The 19,988-nt window shown below is 72.3% G+C and carries 18 protein-coding genes; 7 read left to right on the top strand and 11 right to left on the bottom strand.

Annotated features, from left to right (window positions below; all coding sequences use genetic code 11):
- Positions 1-6: 6 nt before the first annotated feature.
- On the bottom strand, positions 7-654 hold the full coding sequence (locus tag ABZ192_RS13275) for a GNAT family N-acetyltransferase (RefSeq protein WP_356924596.1): 648 nt from the start codon (positions 652-654) through the stop codon (positions 7-9).
- Between the two features lie 175 nt (positions 655-829).
- Between ABZ192_RS13275 and lon the strand changes: the two genes are divergently transcribed.
- Complete coding sequence (gene lon / locus ABZ192_RS13270; RefSeq protein WP_356924595.1) at positions 830-3,244, top strand: endopeptidase La; 2,415 nt, start codon at positions 830-832, stop codon at positions 3,242-3,244.
- A gap of 174 nt (positions 3,245-3,418) precedes the next feature.
- The gene (locus ABZ192_RS13265) at positions 3,419-3,910 is read left to right on the top strand and encodes a MarR family transcriptional regulator (protein ID WP_356924645.1); all 492 of its coding nucleotides are present in this window, start codon (positions 3,419-3,421) and stop codon (positions 3,908-3,910) included.
- A gap of 21 nt (positions 3,911-3,931) precedes the next feature.
- On the opposite strand, the gene ABZ192_RS13260 is transcribed toward ABZ192_RS13265, so the two are convergent.
- A complete protein-coding gene (locus ABZ192_RS13260; protein ID WP_356924594.1) occupies positions 3,932-4,717 on the bottom strand; it encodes a protein phosphatase 2C domain-containing protein in 786 nt (261 codons plus the stop codon).
- A gap of 356 nt (positions 4,718-5,073) precedes the next feature.
- On the opposite strand from ABZ192_RS13260, the gene ABZ192_RS13255 reads away from it, so the two are divergent.
- From ABZ192_RS13255 to ABZ192_RS13235, 5 genes are read left to right on the top strand one after another with little or no spacing between them, the layout of a single operon-like run.
- Complete coding sequence (locus ABZ192_RS13255) at positions 5,074-7,893, top strand: nitrate- and nitrite sensing domain-containing protein (protein WP_356924593.1); 2,820 nt, start codon at positions 5,074-5,076, stop codon at positions 7,891-7,893.
- Entirely contained in the window at positions 7,890-8,414 is a 525-nt protein-coding gene (locus tag ABZ192_RS13250; RefSeq protein WP_356924592.1) for a roadblock/LC7 domain-containing protein, read from the top strand. The genes ABZ192_RS13255 and ABZ192_RS13250 overlap by 4 nt, the downstream gene beginning before the upstream one ends.
- Positions 8,411-8,833, top strand: coding sequence for a DUF742 domain-containing protein (locus tag ABZ192_RS13245; protein ID WP_356924591.1), 423 nt, complete (start codon positions 8,411-8,413; stop codon positions 8,831-8,833). The genes ABZ192_RS13250 and ABZ192_RS13245 overlap by 4 nt, the downstream gene beginning before the upstream one ends.
- Entirely contained in the window at positions 8,814-9,461 is a 648-nt protein-coding gene (locus tag ABZ192_RS13240) for an ATP/GTP-binding protein (protein ID WP_356924590.1), read from the top strand. Before ABZ192_RS13245 ends, ABZ192_RS13240 begins: the two co-directional genes overlap by 20 nt.
- A 13-nt stretch (positions 9,462-9,474) precedes the next feature.
- Entirely contained in the window at positions 9,475-10,737 is a 1,263-nt protein-coding gene (locus ABZ192_RS13235) for a styrene monooxygenase/indole monooxygenase family protein (RefSeq protein ID WP_356924589.1), read from the top strand.
- Here ABZ192_RS13235 and ABZ192_RS13230 read toward each other — a convergent pair.
- From ABZ192_RS13230 to ABZ192_RS13190, 9 genes are all read right to left on the bottom strand, one after another.
- Positions 10,701-11,963: a C40 family peptidase gene (locus tag ABZ192_RS13230; protein WP_356924588.1), complete on the bottom strand. Its 1,263-nt coding sequence runs from the start codon at positions 11,961-11,963 to the stop codon at positions 10,701-10,703. The two genes, ABZ192_RS13235 and ABZ192_RS13230, sit on opposite strands and share 37 nt — an antisense overlap.
- 106 nt (positions 11,964-12,069) lie before the next feature.
- Entirely contained in the window at positions 12,070-12,369 is a 300-nt protein-coding gene (locus tag ABZ192_RS13225; protein ID WP_356924587.1) for a hypothetical protein, read from the bottom strand.
- A gap of 10 nt (positions 12,370-12,379) precedes the next feature.
- Positions 12,380-13,033 (bottom strand): helix-turn-helix domain-containing protein, encoded by a 654-nt coding sequence (locus ABZ192_RS13220; protein ID WP_356924586.1) that lies wholly within the window; start codon positions 13,031-13,033, stop codon positions 12,380-12,382.
- Positions 13,034-13,271: 238 nt separating this feature from the next.
- On the bottom strand, positions 13,272-14,210 hold the full coding sequence (locus ABZ192_RS13215) for a diiron oxygenase (RefSeq protein ID WP_010040330.1): 939 nt from the start codon (positions 14,208-14,210) through the stop codon (positions 13,272-13,274).
- 90 nt (positions 14,211-14,300) lie between these two features.
- The gene (locus tag ABZ192_RS13210) at positions 14,301-15,761 is read right to left on the bottom strand and encodes a penicillin-binding transpeptidase domain-containing protein (RefSeq protein WP_356924585.1); all 1,461 of its coding nucleotides are present in this window, start codon (positions 15,759-15,761) and stop codon (positions 14,301-14,303) included.
- Positions 15,758-17,122 (bottom strand): FtsW/RodA/SpoVE family cell cycle protein, encoded by a 1,365-nt coding sequence (locus tag ABZ192_RS13205; RefSeq protein ID WP_356924584.1) that lies wholly within the window; start codon positions 17,120-17,122, stop codon positions 15,758-15,760. Before ABZ192_RS13205 ends, ABZ192_RS13210 begins: the two co-directional genes overlap by 4 nt.
- A gap of 52 nt (positions 17,123-17,174) precedes the next feature.
- On the bottom strand, positions 17,175-17,591 hold the full coding sequence (locus tag ABZ192_RS13200) for an SH3 domain-containing protein (protein ID WP_356924583.1): 417 nt from the start codon (positions 17,589-17,591) through the stop codon (positions 17,175-17,177).
- A gap of 179 nt (positions 17,592-17,770) precedes the next feature.
- The gene (locus ABZ192_RS13195; RefSeq protein WP_356924582.1) at positions 17,771-19,024 is read right to left on the bottom strand and encodes a HAMP domain-containing sensor histidine kinase; all 1,254 of its coding nucleotides are present in this window, start codon (positions 19,022-19,024) and stop codon (positions 17,771-17,773) included.
- Positions 19,021-19,743 carry a hypothetical protein gene (locus ABZ192_RS13190; protein WP_356924644.1) on the bottom strand — a complete coding sequence of 241 codons (723 nt, stop codon included), beginning with the start codon at positions 19,741-19,743 and terminating at the stop codon, positions 19,021-19,023. Before ABZ192_RS13190 ends, ABZ192_RS13195 begins: the two co-directional genes overlap by 4 nt.
- Between the last annotated feature and the right edge of the window lie 245 nt (positions 19,744-19,988).

Here is a 19,988-nt window from a genome sequence, read left to right as displayed (position 1 = left end):
GGCCGCTCAGTTCCGCGGGTCGTGCTTCGCGCTGGTGAGCACGGCCACCACCTCCCAGCCCAGCGCCTCGTACAGCCCCCGCCCCGCGGGCGTACCGGCGAGCACACCGGTGTGTGCCCCCTGCCGAACGGCGGCGCTCTGCAACGTCCGCATGACGAGGCTGCCGAGTCCCTTGCGGCGATGCTCCGGCGCCGTCTCGATCTGGTCGGCGACGGCGGTGGCGCCGGTCGGGGCGATCTGGCCGCGCGCCGCCAGCGAACCGTCCGGCGCGGCCACCATCACGCGCGTCACTCCGCCGCGCGACCAGCTGCGCAGCCGGTAGCCGTCGGGCACGTCCGGAACGTCCGCCGGAGTCAGCGGGACGGTCATCAGGTATCCGGGCTCGGGGTCGATCCACCAACTGCCGTCCAGCCAGCCGGCGACCACCGACGGGTCCCGGAAGGCCTTCAGCCAGACCCCGGCCCCGGTCACCGCACCGGCCACCTTGCGGACGGCCGTCTCGTCGAGGTCGTCGCCGGTCGCGCCGAACACATGCCGGGTGACGTGTCCGTTCGCCCCCACGTCGATCGTGCAGCCCCACGGCTCGGTCACGGGCGGAGCGGCCCCGCGCGACACGATCCACCCGTCCACCCACGCCTGCACGGTCCTGTCCACGCCACCCCTAGGTAATAGGCGATCGCTGTATTGGTCTGTTACGTCGCCGACTCTACGGCCCCGATCACCCCTGACGTCACGGTCGATCGCTCACAGCGAACGGCGGGTGGGGAACATCCGGCGCCTCCCGAGCATTGAGTCGGCATAGCTCAACTTGACTGCCGAAGGGGAGATCATGGCTTCGACGTCCACACCGCTCACCCTGCCCGTGCTGCCGCTCGACGACGAGGTCGTCCTGCCCGGGATGGTGGTCCCGCTGGACCTGAGCGACTCCGAGGTCCGTGCCGCGGTGGAGGCCGCCCAGGCCGCTGCTCGGACAACACCCGGAAAGCCCCGGGTACTCCTGGTGCCGCGCATCGACGGCACCTACGCCGGCACCGGTGTCCTCGGCACCGTCGAGCAGGTGGGCCGGCTGGCCGACGGTGATCCGGGCGCGCTGATCCGCGGCCGGGGCCGGGTGAAGATCGGTGCGGGGACCACGGGCCCCGGCGCGGCCCTCTGGGTCGAGGGCACCAGCGTCGACGAATCCGTCCCGGAGCCGCTGCCCGGGCAGGTCACCGAACTGGTCAAGGAGTACAAGGCCCTCGCCACCGCCTGGCTGCGCAAGCGCGGCGCCTGGCAGGTCGTCGACCGGGTGCAGGCCATCGACGACGTCTCGGCGCTCGCCGACAACTCCGGCTACTCGCCGTTCCTGACCACCGACCAGAAGGTCGAGCTGCTGGAGACCGCCGACCCGGTGGCCCGGCTGAAGCTCGCCACCCAGCAGCTGCGCGACCACCTCGCCGAGCAGGACGTGGCCGAGTCCATCGCCAAGGACGTCCAGGAAGGCGTCGACAAGCAGCAGCGCGAGTTCCTGCTGCGGCGCCAGCTCGAAGCGGTCCGCAAGGAGCTGCGCGAGCTGAACGGCGAGCAGGAGGGCGAGGAGTCCGACGACTACCGCTCCCGGGTGGAGGCCGCCGACCTGCCCGAGAAGGTGCGGGAGGCCGCGCTCAAGGAGGTCGACAAGCTGGAGCGGTCCTCCGACCAGTCGCCCGAGGGCTCCTGGATCCGCACCTGGCTCGACACGGTCCTGGAGATGCCGTGGAACGAGCGCACCGAGGACGCCTACGACATCCAGGGCGCCCAGAGCGTCCTCGACGCCGAGCACTCCGGACTGCAGGACGTGAAGGAGCGGATCACCGAGTACCTGGCGGTGCGCAAGCGGCGTACCGACCGGGGGCTGGGCGTGGTCGGCGGGCGGCGCGGCGGTGCCGTGCTCGCGCTCGTGGGGCCGCCCGGCGTCGGCAAGACCAGCCTGGGCGAGTCCGTCGCCCACGCGATGGGGCGCAAGTTCGTCCGCGTCGCCCTCGGCGGCGTCCGCGACGAGGCGGAGATCCGCGGTCACCGCCGCACGTACGTCGGTGCCCTGCCCGGCCGGATCGTCCGTGCCATCAAGGAGGCCGGGTCGATGAACCCGGTCGTGCTCCTCGACGAGATCGACAAGGTGGGCTCGGACTTCCGGGGCGACCCGGCCGCGGCCCTGCTCGAAGTGCTCGACCCGGCGCAGAACCACACCTTCCGGGACCACTACCTGGAGGTCGAGCTGGACCTGTCGGACGTGGTCTTCCTCGCGACCGCCAACGTCCTGGAGGCGATCCCGGAGGCCCTGGCGGACCGGATGGAGATCGTCCGCCTGGACGGCTACACCGAGGACGAGAAGGTCGTCATCGCCCGCGACCACCTGCTCCCGCGCCAGCTGGAGCGGGCCGGGCTCGACAAGGACGAGGTGGCCATCGACGAGGGCGCGCTGCGCAAGCTCGCCGGCGAGTACACGCGCGAGGCGGGCGTGCGCAACCTGGAGCGGTCGATCGCACGGCTGCTGCGCAAGGTCGCGGCCCAGCACGAACTGGGCGAGCGGGAGCTGCCGTTCACCGTCCGGGACGAGGACCTGCGCTCGCTGATCGGGCGGCCGCACCACGTGCCCGAGTCCGCCCAGGACCCGGCCGAGCGCCGGACGTCCGTGCCGGGCGTGGCGACGGGCCTGGCGGTGACGGGCGCCGGCGGTGACGTGCTGTACGTCGAGGCGTCGCTGGCCGACCCGGAGACGGGCGCGGCCGGACTGACCCTGACCGGTCAGCTGGGGGACGTGATGAAGGAGTCCGCGCAGATCGCGCTGAGCTTCCTGCGCTCCCGCGGTGCCGAGCTGGAACTGCCGGTGGGTGATCTGAAGGACCGGGGCGTGCACATCCACTTCCCGGCGGGCGCGGTCCCCAAGGACGGCCCCAGCGCCGGCGTCACGATGACGACGGCCCTCGCCTCGCTGCTGTCCGGCCGCCTGGTGCGCACGGACGTGGCGATGACCGGCGAGGTCTCGCTGACCGGCCGGGTCCTGCCGATCGGCGGCGTGAAGCAGAAGCTGCTGGCCGCCCACCGCGCCGGGGTCACCACCGTGATCATCCCCAAGCGCAACGAACCCGACCTGGACGACGTCCCGGCTCAGGTGCTGGACAAGCTCGACGTCCACACCGTCACCGACGTCCGCCAGGTCCTTCAGCTGGCGCTCGCGCCCGCAACGGCGGACGCGGCGCCGGAGGTTCCGGTGGCCGCGTGACGGAGGTCATCGGATGAGGGAAGGCCCGGGTCCCGTGAGGGAGGCCCGGGCCTTCACCCTGGGGCGGCCCTGTGGACGCGCGCCCCGTGACCTGCGGAATACTTGCCGAACTGCGGCGACGGCCGCGGAGGGCGGAAAATGCAGGTAGCGGGCGACGACCGAGGCGGGGCTCACGTGCACGAGGACGGCAACGACGACGGACACCGGGACCCCTCCCTGGCCGGAACCGGTGTGGATCAGACTGCCTTTCTGGCGCTGGAGCGGGAGCTGACCGTGCTGCTGCGGCGGGCCCGGGCCAGCCAGGGCGAGATGGCCCGGGAGGTCCACCCCGATCTGGAGTCGTCCGCGTACGGCCTGCTCGTACGGCTGGACGAGTGCGGCAATCAGCGGGCCACCGAGCTCGCCGCCTACATCGGCGTCGGCAAGGCCACGATGTCCCGCCAGCTGCGCGCCCTGGAAGAACTGGGTCTGATCGCCCGCGAGCCCGACCCCGCCGACGGACGCGCCTGGCTGGTCGCCCTCACGCAGGAGGGCCACGACCGGGTCCGCCGGGTGCGCGAGGCCCGCCGCGCCCGGTACGCCGGCCGCCTGGCCGACTGGGACACCCACGAGGTCACGGAACTGGCCCGGCTGCTGCACCAGCTCAACCGGGGCATGGAGAAGTAGCACCGCACCCGGCCCAGGTGGCTAGAACTCGACGTACACGACCGTAGCGTCGTCGTGCGCCTTGCTCGGGCCCGGCAACGACCTGGCCGGATCCGCCCGCTCCAGCGTCCGCACCCGGTCCACCAGCGCCTGCGGTCCCTCCTTGCGCAGGAGGTGGAAGCAGTCCGTCCAGTCGCCCTCCTGGAACCGCTCCACCCAGCGGGCGGCGCCGTCCGTCAGGGCGGCCAGGGCACGCACCTCGCGCCGGGGCAGGGTGCCGGTCACCGCGCGCCGGGCCACCGAGGGATCGGCCGCCGCCGTGAAGAAGCCGCCCTCCCGGTTGCGGTAGGTGGAGTCCACCAGCGCGTCCGTGACCAGGGCCGAGCGGGGGAGAAGGGCCAGCCGGTCGTCCAGCAAGGGCGTCACCACACCGTCCGGGGACTCCACGAGGAGCGCCGAGTCCGACAGGACCAGGTACTCCACCGCCTCCGGAGACCAACGGGCCACGACCACCGTGGCCTGAGGGGTGCGGGGGTGAGAAAGGTCACAGGTTGAGGCATGTGCCTCGGCGGTACGCGCGATGGCGCGGGACAAGACGTCGACCAGAGGGATATCCGGGAGTGAAACGGTCAGTTCGGTCAGGGCTCCGCCGAGGCGCGCGGTGAACCAGGGGACGGAATGCAGACAACCCGTCCCGCTCGTCGGCGGTGTGACACCGTCCAGGACGACGACCGAACCGCCCTGTCCGGAGGCCGGTAGTCCGACACTGGCGAAGTCCTCGTTGGGGCGGTCCGTGTCTCCCGGTTCCGAGGCGAGTTCCGTACGCATCCAGCCAGTCTGCACGAGCCCTTCACAAGGTCCGCAAAACGCTGGCAAAGGTTGCCGGACCGGTGCGGCCATGCAGGTCGGGCGCCCCGTTTGGGATGGAATGATTTGTTCCGGGAAGGCGTGGTGGCGAATACTGCCACCGCCCGCGCACGGCGTCCAACCGGCCCGCCGCGCAAGGCCGCTGCAAGGGCCGGCGGAACTTGCCCCCCAACTCCCCTCCGAGGTTCACTCCTTCGGGTGGCGGGTCAGGTGATGCACGTGCGCTGCCCACCGGCGCTGGGAGGGTCGGGAAGTGTACCTGGAGTACGCACCAGTTGACGGAGCGTCATCCGGGCCCATGAGTTCACGAGTCAGGAATGCGAGCACCGGTGCAGATGTCGCGGCCTCGTCGCACAGGCAAGCAGACGGCCCCCGTTCAGGGCGCTGAGTCGACGCCCCCCACCGGCAAGGGCCGCCCCACCCACGTACGCAACCGGCTCATCGTCGCCGTGGCCGTGGTCGCCGCGGCCATCGCCGGTGCGGGCACCCCGTCCGTCCTCGCCGCCTCCGGGCAACTCCACGACTCCCAGGAGCTCGTGACGCTCGCCGAGCAGACGCAGGACGCCCTCGTCCTCGCGCACTCCCTCGCCGACGAGCGCGACGACGTCACCTCCTACATAGCGGCCGGTCGCCCCAAGTCCAAGGCACCCTCCGAGCAGCGCAGCGCCCGCGTGGACCGGCAGGTCGAAGAGCTGCGCGCCGACACCGACACGCCCGCCTCGCTCCGCTCCGACCTCGACGACATCGCGGCCGTACGCCGAGCGGCGCTCACCGGCAAGAGCAGCGCCCTCGAAGCGCACCAGGCGTACTCCGCCGCCATCACCGAACTCCACCGGCTCGCCGAGCAACTGGCGCAGCAGACGCCGCCGCGCGCGGGCTCCGGCGGACAGGCCCTGGCCGAACTGGACTCCGCCGTCCAGCAGGCTGCCGCGGCCCGGGGGCTGCTGCTCGCCGCCCTCAGCGTGCCGCGCGGCACCGAGACGGTCATCGACCCGGTCACCGGCCTGCCGACCGAGACCTCCTCGGATGCCGACAGCCGGCAGCGCGACGCCCTGAGCGCCGCCGCCCAGCAGGCCCGGCTGCGCTCCGACGCGGCCCTGGCCGACTTCCGCGACACCGCACCCAAGGCGGCCCGCACCTCGTTCGACAACACGGTCACCGGCACCGAGGTCAACTCCGCCGAGAAGTACCTCGCCACGCTCACCGACCAGCCGACCCTCTCCAGCGGCGAACGCTCCACCAACGCCCGAAAGCTGGACACGGCCCTCTCCGCCCGGGTCGACCTGATGCGCGGCGTGGAGTCCGCCCTCTACGACCGCCGCACCAAGGACCTGGAGGCGCTGCGCGACGACGACGTCACCGCGCTGGAGATCCGCATCGCCGTCCTCGGCGCCCTGATGCTGCTCGCCGTCGGCGTCGCCACGGGCATGGCCCGCAGCCTCACCCGCCCCCTCGCGGTCCTGCGCCTGGGCTCGAAGCGGCTGGCCGAGGCGGAGGTCCCGGCGGCCGAGGAACCCGTCAAGTTCACCGGCCGCAACGACGAGTTCGCCCAGGTCGTCCGCTCCGTCAACGCCCTGCACGCGCACACCGTCGCCCTCACCGAGCGGATCTCCACCCTGGAATCCGACCGCAAGCACCTCGTCGGCCAGCGCCAGAAGATGGCCGACGCTCGCGAGGAACTGCGCGGCGAACTCGCCGAGTCCGCCGCCCAGCTGGAGCGGCTGCGCACGGCCATCGGCGGCACGTTCGTCAACCTCGCGCTGCGCACGCTCGGCCTGGTCGAGCGGCAACTGGCCGTCATCGAGAACCTGGAGGAGCGCGAGCAGGACCCGGACCGCCTCGCCACGCTGTTCAAGCTCGACCACTTCGCCACGGTCATGCGCCGGCACAGCGAGAACCTCCTCGTCCTCGCCGGCACCGAGCACGTCCAGCACGCCGCCGGGCCCGTGCCGCTCGTGGACGTCGTCCGCGCGGCGGTCAGCGAGATCGAGCGGTACGAGCGGGTCCGGATCGCCGCGCTGCCGCCGCACGCGCACATCGCCGGGTTCGCCGCGGACGACCTGTCCCACCTGCTGGCCGAACTCCTGGAGAACGCCACCTCGTTCTCGCCGCCCGACCTGCCCGTCGAGATCTCCGGCTGGCTGCTGGAGAACGGCGAGGTCATGATCTCCGTCCAGGACGAGGGCATCGGCATGGCCGAGGACCGGCTGGAGCGCCTGAACGCCCGCCTCGCCGACTTCGACCCGGAGGCGCCGTACGACCAGGAGGGCGAGGACGGTCTCGGCCTCGGCCTGTACGTCGTGGCCCGCCTCGCTCACCGGCACGGTGTGCGCGTGCAGTTGCGCGAGCAGAAGCAGGGCGGTGTCGCGGCGGTCGTCGTCCTGCCCCGCACCCTGCTGGCGGCGGCACCGGCGGCGGCCGTCCCGGCCTCCGGCCCGCTCTCCGGCACCGGCCACACCGTCGCCTTCCCCGGCGCCGACGCCGAGGCCAACTCCAACGTCCTGCACGGCCGCGCGGGCAACGGGGACCCGCTGGTGGCACTGGCGGAGAAGGCGGTACGGCGCGAGGAAACGGTGGAGGAGGCGGAGCACCACCCGGAACCGACACCGGCGGAAACCCCTGCCGAGACCACGATGGAGCTGCTGGCCCCGATCCCGCAGGACGAGCCGGCCCCGGCGGACCACGCGCCCGCGGCCGCCGACGGCGCATCCGCCCCACAACAGGGGCCACCCGCACCCGACGACGAAACCCGCACGGGGGGTGCGGGTGGGAACGACTCCGCCGGTGGGGGCCCCTCCCGCTCGAGCGAAGCCGAGAGTGGGGGAGAAGCCGAGGCGGAACACGAACGCGCACCCCACGACGAAGAGGACCGCGTCACCGACAAGGGCCTCCCCAAGCGCACACCCAAGATCACCACTCCGACCACCGCCCCACGCCAGCGCAGCGGCTCCGTGGACGCCGAAGCCCTCCGCCGCCGCCTCGGCGGCTTCCGGCAGGGCGCCCAGGCCGGCTACCGCGAGGTGGAGGCGGAGATCGCCGAGAAGACGGCCTCGCACAGGCGGCCGGACACCGGCGCAGCAGGACCAGCTGAATCCGAAGAAGCCACGGGGGGCACAGTCGAGGAGGCAAGCAGTTGACCGCTCCCAGTACCTTCGGACTGATCGGACTGAGCAGTGAGGCCCGCAACCTGCACTGGCTGCTGACCAACCTGGTCGAGGAGGTACCCGGCATCCTCTCGGTCGCGGTCGTCTCCTCCGACGGACTGCTCCTGCTGTCCTCCGACGACCACCGGAACCAGCAGGCCCGTCAGGCCCTCCAGGGCCGCGGGGCCAAGAAGACCGGCCCGCGCGGCTCCGCCGCCGACCTGGCCACCATCGTCTCCGGCATCGGCAGCCTCACCGTCGGCGCCGCGAAGCTGATGGACTCCGGCGGGGTCCGGCACACGATGGTCGCGATGGACGAGGGCAGCCTGTTCGTGATGTCCATCAGCGACGGCTCGCTGCTCGGCGTCCACGGCTCCGCGGACTGCGACATGAGCGTGGTCGCGTACCACATGGCCCTGTTCGTGGGCCGCGCCGGTCACGTCCTGACGCCCGAACTCCGCAGCGAACTGCGGAAATCCCTGGAGGATTCCCAGACGACGGGGAGCGCACGATGAGCAGTACGCCGAAACAGCACCTCCCGGTCCGCGGCGGTGACCGCAAACCCGCCCGGGTCCGCCCCTACTCGCTCACCGGTGGCCGCACCCGCTTCGGCCACGTCCTCCTCGTGGAGACCTTCGTGGCGAGCACCGCCGCGCTGGACGCCCCGGAGGAGCGCAGGGAACTGACGAACGGCGACCTCTCCACCCGCGTCATGCCGGAGCTGAGGGCCATCGTCGAACTGTGCCGCCGGATGCGTACGGTGGCCGAGATCGCCGCGCTGCTGAAGATGCCGCTCGGCGTGGTCCGCGTGCTCCTCAGCGACCTCGCGGACCAGGGAAAGATCCGTGTGTACGGGACGGGCACCGGCCATGGCACGGGCCGCCCGGACCGAGCTCTGCTGGAAAGGGTGCTGAGTGGACTCCGTCGTCTCTGACGCCGCTCACGGCGTCGCTGGTACATCCCCGTTCGCCCAGCCCGGCGAGAGCATGCACGCCTGGGAGACGGACCGCACCCGCGCCCCCATCGCCACGAAGATCGTGGTGGCCGGCGGCTTCGGCGTGGGCAAGACCACGCTGGTCACCGCCGTCTCGGAGATCACGCCCCTGCAGACCGAGGCGCTGATGACCGAGGCGAGCGAGGCCACCGACGACCTCACCGCCACGCCGGGCAAGACCACCACCACCGTCGCCATGGACTTCGGGCGCATCACGCTCGACGACGACCTGGTGCTCTACCTGTTCGGCACGCCGGGCCAGCAGCGGTTCTGGTTCATGTGGGACGACATCGTGCGCGGCGCGATCGGCGCCGTCGTCATGGCCGACACCCGCCGTCTGAAGGACTGCTTCCCGGTCCTGGACTACTTCGAGAGCTCCGGACTGCCGTACGTGGTCGCGGTCAACCACTTCGACGGCAGCGAGCTGTTCGAGCCGGAGGACGTGCGGGAGGCCTTGACCATCCCGCAACACATACCTGTCATGATCATGGACGCGCGTCGCCGGATCTCCGTGATCGAGACCCTCCTGGCCCTGGTGGGCCACGCGCTCGACGAAACCCCCGAGTAGAGGACAGCCCCGCATGCGGAAGATACTCGTCGTCGGAGCCGGTCAGTCCGGGCTCCAGATCGCTCTCGGCCTCCAGTCGCAGGGGTACGAGGTCACCCTGATGTCCAACCGGACGGCGGACGAGATCCGCACCGGCCGGGTCATGTCGACGCAGTGCATGTTCCACACGGCCCTGCAGCACGAGCGCGATCTCCAGCTGAACTTCTGGGAGTCCCAGGCCCCGAAGATCGAAGGACTCGGCGTCTCGGTCGCCGCCCCCGGCTCCTGGGCCGAGGGCCCCGCGGCCCGTGCGATCGACTGGCTGGGCAGGCTCGACGGGTATGCCCAGTCGATCGACCAGCGCGTGAAGATGGCCGGCTGGATGGAGACGTTCGCTCAGCGCGGCGGGCAGCTCGTCATCCACGGCGCGGCCGTCGGCGACCTCGACTACTTCTCCCGGACGTACGACCTGGTGCTCGTCGCGGCCGGCAAGGGCGAGCTGGTGCAGATGTTCGCCCGGGACCCCGAGCGGTCCCCCTACAGCGAGCCGCAGCGCGCGCTGGCCGTGTCGTACGTCCACGGTCTGGGTCCGCGCCCCGAGCACCCCGGCACCGAAGGGGTCCGCTGCAACCTCGTGCCGGGCGTCGGCGAACTGTTCGTCATGCCCTGCCTGACCACCTCCGGCCGCGCCGACATCCTGTTCTGGGAAGGCATACCCGGCGGCCCGCTCGACGTCTTCAACGGCGTCAAGGACCCGGCGGAGCACCTCTCCCTGACCCTGGAACTCATGGAGCGGTACGTCCCCTGGGAGTACGCGCGGGCCACCAAGGTCGAGCTGACCGACGCCGGCGGCACGCTGGCCGGCCGCTACGCCCCCACCGTCCGCAACCCCGTCGGCCGCCTCCCCGGCGGCGGGCTCGTGCTGGGCGTGGCGGACGTCGTCGTGGCCAACGACCCGATCACCGGCCAGGGCTCCAACTCCGCGTCGAAGTGCGCGGCCGCCTACCTCGCCTCGATCGTCGAGCGCGGCGACAAGCCGTTCGACGAGGAGTGGATGCGGGCCACCTTCGACCGCTACTGGGCCACCGCGCAGCACGTCACCAAGTGGACCAACGCGATGCTCGCGCCGCCGCCGGAGCACATCCTGAACCTGATCGGCGCCGCCGGTGAGCTCCAGCCGGTCGCCGACCGGTTCGCCAACGGCTTCAACGACCCGGCCGACTTCGAGAACTTCTTGTACGACCCGGAGAAGACGCAGGCCTACCTCGTCGAGGTGTCCGGCGCGGGCGCCGCGTAGGTCCCTTCCCCGTCGTAGCCCTCGTCCGACCCGTCCGTGGCGCCCTCGGGGAGCTCCGGTGGCTCGTAGCGCCGCAGGGGCTTCCCGTCCGGGTCCGGGCGTACGGCGCCCAGGACCGGGTTGGCCGCGATCGGTGACACCTTCACCTTCGCGCCCGGCCGGGGCGCCTGCACGACCATGCCGTCGCCGAGGTACAGCGCCACGTGCGTGGCCTCCGGGAAGTACACAACCAGGTCCCCCGGCCGCAGCTGAGGGAGCGGGATCCGCTTCAGCCGCTTCCACTGCTCCTGGCTGGTCCGGGGGATGGGCGTCCCGGCCTGAGCCCAGGCCTGCGAGGTCAGGCCCGAGCAGTCGTAGGACTCCGGGCCTTCCGCGCCCCACTCGTAGGGCTTGCCGAGCTGCCGTACGGCGTAGCGCACGGCGCGGTCGCCCTCGGAGGACGGTTTGCGGACGCCGTTGTTGGTGCTGTGCTTGCTGTTGTTCTTGTTTTCGTTCTCGTCTTTGTTCTTGTCTTTGTTCTTGCTGTCGTCGCCGTTGGTGACGCTGCTGAGCGCGCCGGACGCGATGAACTTCTGCTGCGCCTTGGCGACGCCCTCCTTCTCGAACTCGGCGAGAGCGGTGAGCTGGTCGCGGCTGAGGGAGGCGAGCAGCTCCTCGACGTCGTGGAGCCGCTTGCGGACCTCGTCCCGTTCCTTCTTCCGCCGCTCGGTGAGGGCGAGCTGCTCGTCGAGGGCCTTGCGGGCCTTGCGGGCCAGGTCCCGGGCCTTGCGTTCGTCGCCGGTCAGCCGGCCGACGACGCCGGCCCGTTCTCGCGCCAGCCTGCCGATCACATGGCCCTGGTCGATCGCGTGCTGCGGGTCGCGGGCCAGGAGCAGGCGTACGTACGGGGAGATGTCGGTGCTGCTCTGGTACTGCTGCCGGGCCAGACGGCCGGCCGCGCCCCGGCTGTCGTGCAGGGAGAGCCGGGTGCGGGCGAGGGCGCGGTCCAGGCGGTCGGTCTCGGCGCGCTGCTTCTTCAGTTTCTCCTCGGTGGCGTTGTAGGCCTCGGTGGCCTGTTCCGCCTTCCGGTACAGCTGCTGAAGGTCCGTCAGGAGATCGGAGACGGCGGCGGGGTCCTGCCCGAGGTCGGATTCCGGTTCCGGGGCCGCCGTGGCAGGGGCGGGAGCGAGGACGGTCGCTGCAGCCACCGCCGCCGTGCAGACCAGGCGCAGAAGGCTTCCTGACATGCCATCACCTCCGTTGCGGGGCGGCCTGTTCGCCGCCGGACACCGTGAGGATCAGGCGTGCGCGCGAGGTGCGCGCGGTGAGTGTGCGCGGTTCGGCGCAACGGGGTCACCCGTCGGCGTCGTCCCGCTTGCCGGGCGGCGTGGTGTCTGGCTTCGACCAGGGCCAGTTGAGCCGGCGGGCCGGAGCGCCCTCGGGGGCGTACTCGTACTTCCAGCGGTGGGTCAGTCCGACCCTGCCTTCGCCCCGGGGAACGCGGCGGTAGACCAGCACGGTGGGCGGGCCGCCGGCGGGGTCCGGGACGGGGATGCGGTACGTCTTGGGCGGGTGGCCGGTGATGCCGAGCAGGACGGGCAGGACCCTGCCGTCCATGGGGCCGCCCTCGAAGGGGGTGTCTTCGCTCTTCACGGGACCAGTGTCAGACTTCCTCGGCGAGGGCCACGACCAGGGCGTCGGTCTGCGGGTCGCGGCGGGCGGTCACCGTCAGCATGGCCACGAACTGCTCGACGAGCCAGTCGCGCAGCTCCTCGGCGGGGGGCTGCTTGTCCTCGTCGAGCCAGATGAGCGACGACGCCTCGACGGCGGTGATCCACATCCGGACGGTCATCCGCAGGCGGGAGCCGGGCTCGGTGACCTCCAGGTGCCGGAAGATGTGCTCGGCGGCGGCGCGGCGTACGCCGTCGACGATGGCCGTCGTCCGTGACGTCTCGACGACGCTGCCGCCCTGGAGGAGGGCGCTGAAGCCGGCGTCGTGCTCGTCGACGAAGGCCATGTAGCGGTCGAGGGCGCGGGACAGGCGGGGGAGCAGGGGGCCCTCGAGGGGTTCGTCGAAGCAGTGCCGGAGCTCGTCGGCGGCGGAGCGGAGGGCGGCCTCGTACAGCTGCTGCTTGCCGCCCGGGAAGTACCGGTAGACCAGGGGCCGCGACACCCCGGCCGCCTCCGCCACGTCGTCCAGGGAGACGTCCTCCGGGGCGCGGTGCGCGAAGAGCGACAGCGCGGCGGTGAGCAGCTGACTACGACGTTCCTCGACGCTGAGGCGCCGGTAGGCGGGGGTGGGGGCGGCTGGTGTCATGACCCGCAGCGTAACCGGGGGTGGGCGTGCGGGGTGCCTGCGGCGGCCTGTGGCTGGTTCGGTGGGGGTGCGCGTTGCACCTGCGGCCGGCTTGTGGTCGGGGCCGCGCCGGGGGGTGTCCGTCCTCGGAACGGCGCGATGGGGTCGGACGCCGACTGACTCGCGTTGACGCGCCGACCGCTACGGGCGGACACCCCCCGACACGTCCCCTTCTCGCCGCGCGCGGGTGCGGGTGCTCCTAGGCCAGCAGCCCCGACGACTTCCACAGCCGTCGTCCGACTCCGCGCAGGACACCGATGTCGTCGAGGAAGTCCGTCAGCCGCTTGGAGCCGGTCTGCATGACCTCGCGGCGGTGTCCGCTCGCTCGTACCTGGGCGAGGGCCTCTCGCTGGTCCAGGCCGACGTTCGTGTAGACCTCGGGGTTCACGAACGCCACCGAGAACACGCGGGCGAACTCACCGGAGGTGATGCGGGTGAACTCCTGGGACCACTTGGGAGCCGTCACCATCTGGCGGCGGAGTTCCTCGCGGGCGTAGCGGACGTGGCGGGCCTCCTCCACCACGTGGATGCGGGTGACGCCGCGGATGAGGGGCTGGACCCGCTCGTCGGGGAAGGTCAGGCGCTGCATCCAGTCGAGGACCTCCTCGCCGAGGAGCGTCGCCGTGAAGGAACCCGGGGTGGTGGAGATGGTCTTGAACAGGCGGCCCAGGTGCTGGTGGACGCGGCTGACCGGGTACCACGGTGTGCCGCCGTGGGATATCAGGCGGGCGAACATCTTGGAGTGGCGGCACTCGTCCTCGATCTCGGTGAGGGCGTAGCGGACGTGTGCGCTGGTCGCGGCCTTGTCGTAGATGTGGCGGACCAGGAGCTGCATGAGGATGATCTCGAACCAGATGCCGAGGGAGGCCAGGGCCGCCGCCTCGTGCTGGGAGAGCAGGATGCGCTGCTCCTCGCTCATCCGCTTCCAGAGCGGGGTGTCGTAGAGCGACACCAGCTCCGGCGGCCAGAACCACTTGCCCTCCTCGAAGGGCGCGTCCCAGTCCAGTTCCTTGTCCGGGTCGAAGGAGTGCTTGGCGGAGGAGTCGAGCAGCCGCTGGGCCACCTGCTCCCGGTCCTTGAGCAGGCCCAGGGCATCGCGCAGGCCGTCGAGCGCGTCGGCTTCCGTCAGGGTCGTCATGGCTGCCCACCTCGTTGTGCACACGTCACTGTCCCCCTTATGAGACTGCCTGTCAGCAAGGCCGTCAATCCCCTGGGCGCCATTTGTTGACTAGCGGGCCTTGAGCACCGCCTTCATCACGGCGCGGGCGATCGGCGCCGCGTCGCCGCCGCCGCTGATGTCCCCGCGGTCCGCCTCCGCGTCCTCCACGACCACCGCGACCGCCACTCGCGGCGCCAGATCACGGTCGCCCTGCGCCCAGGAGACGAACCAGGCGTACGGCGTACCGGAGTTGCCCAGGCCGTGCTGGGCGGTGCCGGTCTTGCCGCCCACCTTGGCGCCGCGGATCGCGGCCCGGTGCCCGGTGCCGTCCTCGACCACCTCCCGCATCAGCGCGCGCAGCCGGACCGCGGTCGATGGGTACATCGCCTGGCGGACCGCGCGCGAGCCCGCTGTCGCGAGGGTGCTGCCGCCCGGTCGTGTCGTGCGCTCCACCAGGTACGGCTCCCGTAGCTGACCGCCGTTGGCGACGGCCGCCGCGACCATCGCCATCTGGAGCGGTGTGGCACGGGTGTTGTACTGGCCGATCGACGACAGGGCGAGCTGGGACTTGTCGAGCGAGGTGTCGAAGGTGGACCGGGCCACCGGGAAGGGAACCCGCAGCGCCGGGTTGTTGAAGCCGAAGGCGTGGGCCGTCGCCGTCATGTCCGTCACGCCCACCTCCACGCCGAGCTTGGCGAACACCGTGTTGCAGGAGAGGGTGAAGGCCTCCCGCACGGAGGCGTCCCGGCAGCCCCGGGACGCGTTCGTCAGGCGGGTCCGGGTCCCGGGCAGGGTGTACGGGTCGGGGGAGTCCGTCGGCGCGTCGAGGTCCCTGACCACGCCGGAGTCCAGCGCGGCGGCCATGGTGACGACCTTGAACGTCGAGCCCGGCGGATACGTCTGCCGTACCGCCCGGTTGAGCATCGGGCGGTCCCGGTCGGCGTTCAGTCGCTTCCACGCCCTGGCCGCCGCCGCTCCGTTGCCGGACAGCGGCTGGGGGTCGTAGGACGGGGCGGACACCAGGGCCAGGATCCGGCCGGTCGACGGATCCAGCGCCGCCACCGCGCCCTTGCGCCCGGCGAGTCCCTGGTACGCCGCCCGCTGTGCGGCCGGGTCGAGGGTCGTCACGACGTCGCCGCCGCGGCTGTGCGCGCGGGTGAAGTCGTTCCACAGGGGGAACGGCGCGAGCATCGGGTCCGTGCCGGAGAGGATGCCGTCCTCGGCCTTCTCCAGGAGCGTCGTCCCGTACAGCTGGGAGGCGAAGCCCGTGACCGGCGCGTACAGCGGGCCGTCGGTGTAGGTCCGTTCGTAGCGCAGGTGCTCGCGGGTGTCCTTCGAGCCGGTGACGGGCCGGCCATCGACCATGATGTCGCCGCGCGGCTGCCCGTAACGGAAGATCTCCGCGCGGCGGTTGGCGGGGTTCGTGTCGTAGGCCGGGGCCTGGACGACCTGGACGCGGGCGGCGTTCAGCAGCAGCGCCACCAGCAGCAGGGCGCAGAAGACGCCGGCGTGCCGGATGTGCCGCGTCACCGGGGGCCCGGCCCGTCGTACTGGCGGCGTGCCGAGTCGCTGACGCGCACCAGCAGTGCCACGATCGCCCAGTTGGTCACGACCGACGAGCCGCCCTGTGCCAGGAACGGCATCGCCATGCCGGTCAGCGGGATCAGGCCGGTCACCCCGCCCGCGATCACGAACACCTGGAGCGCCACCAGCGAGGCGAGGCCGACGGCGAGCAGCCGCCCGAAGGGCTCGCGCAGGGCGAGGCCGGCCCGGTAACCGCGCTCCACCAGCAGTCCGTAGAGGAGGAAGATCGCGGACAGGCCCGCCAGGCCGAGTTCCTCGCCCGCCGTGGCCAGGATGAAGTCCGACTTCACGGCGAAGCCGATGAGGATCGAGTGACCGAGGCCGAGGCCGGTGCCGAGCATGCCGCCCTCCGCGAAGGCGAACAGGGACTGGGCGAGCTGGCCCGGGCCCTCCCCCGCATCGATCGAGGCGAACGGGTGCAGCCACGTCTCGATCCTGCTGTGCACGTGCGGCTCCATCCGGCCGACGGCGACCGCCCCCAGCGCGGCCAGCAGCAGACCGAGGGCGATCCAGCCGGTGCGGCCGGTGGCGACGTAGAGCAGGACGACGAACAGGCCGAAGAAGAGCAGGGACGTGCCCAGATCCCGCTCCAGGACCAGGACGCCGACGCTCACCAGCCAGACGGCGACGATCGGGCCGAGGACCCGGCCGGTGGGCAACTGCAGCTTCCAGAGCCGGCGGCCGGTGCAGGCGAGGGCGCTGCGGTTCGCGGCCAGGTACGCGGCGAAGAACACCGCCAGCAGCACCTTCGCGAACTCGCCCGGCTGGATGGAGAACCCGGCGATCCGGATCCAGATGCGGGCGCCGTTCACCGCCGGGAACAGGATCGGCAGCGTGAGCAGCACGAGCGCGGCGACGACACAGACGTACGTGTACCGCTGGAGCACCCGGTGGTCGCGCAGCAGCAGGACGACCAGGATGAACAGCGCCACGCCCAGCGTCGACCAGATCAGCTGGGCCGGTGCCGCCCGGTCGCCCGGGGTCTCCAGGTCGAGCCGGTAGATGAGCACCAGGCCGAGCCCGTTGAGCAGCACGCCGATGGGCAGGAGGAGCGGGTCGGCGTGCGACGCCCGCAGGCGTACGGCCAGATGCGCCAGCAGCGCGAGCACGCCGAGCCCGGCGCCGTAACCGGCGGCACCGGGCGGGAGGGCGTCGTGCCGGGCGAGGCCCACGGCGCAGTAGCCGTACACGGACAGCAGTACGGCCAGGACGATGAGGGCGAGTTCGATGCCCCGGCGCCGGGGGAGGCGGCGGACGGCGGGCGCGGACGGGTCCGCCGTCGCCACGGTGATTCCGGCCTTGCTCATGTCCGGAACCTACCCAAACTGTGCGTCTTGTGTGCCTTTGGGTGACGGGGTGTCAGCACCAGCGTGGCGCGGGGCCGATGTTGTCGATGTAGCGGGCCGCGCCCCAGGCCCACGTGCCGTCCGTGAGGAGGTACCAGAGGGGGTTGCCCTGCACGGTCTCGCCGCCGGTCTTGCAGAAGATCTTGACGATGTCGCCCCGGTGGGCGAACCGGATGATCTGCGAGCCGCGGTTCGGGGCGCTGCGCAGCGCCAGCGTGTCCGCCGTGACGACGCCCTCGAAGAGGCGCGGGTCCTGGTGGCCGTGCCCGTCCCCGTTGCCACCGCTCGGATCGTGGTGGCCGTGGTGGCCTCCGTTGCCGCCGCTGGGGTCCCAGTCGTCGTGCGCGGCGGCGGCAGCGGGCGTGACGGCGGCCGCGGCGGCGAGGAGCCCGGCGGCGGTGGCTATGGAGAGGCGGGAGCGCAGGGACATGGGGGTTACCTCCATGCGGGGCGAAGGTGCCGAAGCTGACTAATCGCCACATTAGGAGCGCCCTGCGGCCCCCGCCCTTCACGCTGGGCCATAGGGGGACGCAGCGAAGGGGGCGCGCGGAACTGCGCGACCAGCCACGCGCGGCCCGCAGGGCGACGATCACCCGAGGTCCCGGACGCTCACTCCGCGGTCAGTCTCAGGGTCGCCACCGCCCCGCCGTCCGGGGCGTTGCCGAACTCCAGTCGCGCCCCGAGCACCTCGGCCTGCCCCAGCGCGATGGTCAGCCCCAGACCGTGCCCCTTGGCACCGCCCTCCGTACGGAACCGCTGCGGCCCGTGCGCCAACAAGTACTCCGGAAAGCCGTCCCCGTGGTCCCGGACGGTGACCACCGGACCGTCCACGGTCAGCACGACCGGCCCCCGCCCGTGCTTGTGCGCGTTCGCCACGAGATTCCCCAGCACCCGCTCCAGCCGCCGCCGGTCCGTCTCCACGACCACGTCCCGTACGACCCTGACCTCCGTGTCGCCCTCCGCGCCCCGCACCACCCGCTCGGCCAGCGGCCCCAACAGCTCCGTGTCCAGCTCCAGCCGCTCCCGGCCCGTGTCCAGCCGGGAGATCTCCAGCAGGTCCTCGGTGAGGGTGCGCAGCGCCGCCACCCGGTCCCGCACCAGCTCCGTCGGACGGCCGGGCGGCAGCAGTTCGGCCGCCGCGTGCAGCCCGGTCAGCGGGGTGCGCAGCTCGTGCGCCACGTCCGCGGTGAACCGCTGCTCGGCGAGCAGCTTGCCCTGCAAGGACGACGCCATGGAGTCCAACGCGGCGGCGACCGCCGCCACCTCGTCCTGCGGGCGCGCCGGGGCCTTCGTCCGCGGGTGGGTACGGGGGTCGTTCACGCGCGCGTCCAGGTCGCCCGCGCTGATCCGCCGGGCCACCAGCGCCGTGGTGTGCAGCCGCCGCGTCACCCGTGTCACCGAGAACGCGCCGACCAGCAGCGTCGCCCCGATCGCCAGCCCCGACGACCACAGGATCGCGCGGTCCAGGCCCGCGATGGTGCGGGCCTGCTGCGAGTAGTCGACCGCGACGGCCAGGGCGCGGTGGCCGTCGGCGGGCCCGGCCGCCCACATCGTGGGGCGCCCCGCGAAGTCGGCGACCATCGTGCCGCGGTCCCCGGTGACCGCGAGATCGCGCAGCGCCGGGGGCAGGCCCGGGGGATCCACGCCGGCGCCACGCTTGAGCGAGTCCCCGGCCTCGTACCGCTCCGTCGCCTGCGTCAGCCGCTGCAACGCCTGGTCGCGGGCCTGGCCGACGGTCTGGTTCGTCACCTGTACGTGCACCAGGACGCCGAGCAGGGCGGCCAGCGCGCAGCACATGACGGTGATGAAGGCGGCGGCCTTCGCGGCGAGCGTCCCGGACCACGAGGGGAGCATGCGTCTCATCCGGTGCTCGCCGAGGGGGAGACACCGGGGGAGGAGGCGGACGGGGAACCGGTGGGCGTGGCGGAGGGCGCGCCGGAGGGGTGCAGGGAGTGCTTCCGCGGGCCGGTGCGCAGCATCTCGTCCTGGGTGAGGAGCATGGCCCGCTGGTCCCGGTCCCAGGTCCACTGGAGGCGGTACTCGTACCCCGCGACCTCGGACGGCGAGCGGATGACGAGGGAACGCCCGGCCAGTTCGACGCCGCTCAGCGCGTCCTCCCAGGCCATCACCTGCACGAGCCGGTGCTTGTCGACGGTGTAGACGCGCACCGCGGTGGTCTTGCCGGGCAGCAGCCGGAAGCCCAGCGTCAGGTCGTCGCGCCCGTCGCCGGTGAGGTCCCGGTAATACGGCCTGAGCACCGGGCACCGGCCGTGCTCCGGGCCCTTGCCGCAGTCGGCCATCCCGCGGTCGGTGTCGCGGTACGGCGCCTTGTCGCCGTCGTAGTCACCCGGGCTCGCGGCCATCTCGGCCCGGACGACCCCGACCGGGTCCACCCGCCGGATGTCGTCGCCGGGGACCTTGACGCCCTTGACCACCTCGGTGTTCACCTCGCCGATCTCGAAGGCCGGACTGGACGCCGGCGTCAGCTCGGGCCAGAGTCGGGCCGGCCCGACGGCCGTGGGCGTCGACCCGGCCCCCTGCAGCCCTCCGGCGTCCCCACAGCCCACGGCCCCCAGGAGCAGGAGACCGGCACCGGCGACACACCGGGCGGCCTTCCCGCGCTTCCGGCGGCGGCCGTCGGCGCGGCTCGAAGGGCCGTCCGGGCAGCCGGAGGGCTCGTCCGGGCAGCCGGAAGGGCCGGCCGGGGGACCGGGAAGGTCATCGGGGCGGCCGGGGAGGCTGCGGACGCGGCTGACGGGCACTGCACTCCTGCGGTTCGAGGTGATCACACGGCTCGGACCGACCGTCGGCCCCGTACACCTTATTC

It is taken from the genome of Streptomyces sp. NPDC006235, assembly GCF_040613735.1.
In the GTDB taxonomy this organism is placed as follows: domain Bacteria; phylum Actinomycetota; class Actinomycetes; order Streptomycetales; family Streptomycetaceae; genus Streptomyces.
Note: the sequence above shows the minus strand (reverse complement) of the source record. Positions and strands in the feature narration are given on the sequence as shown.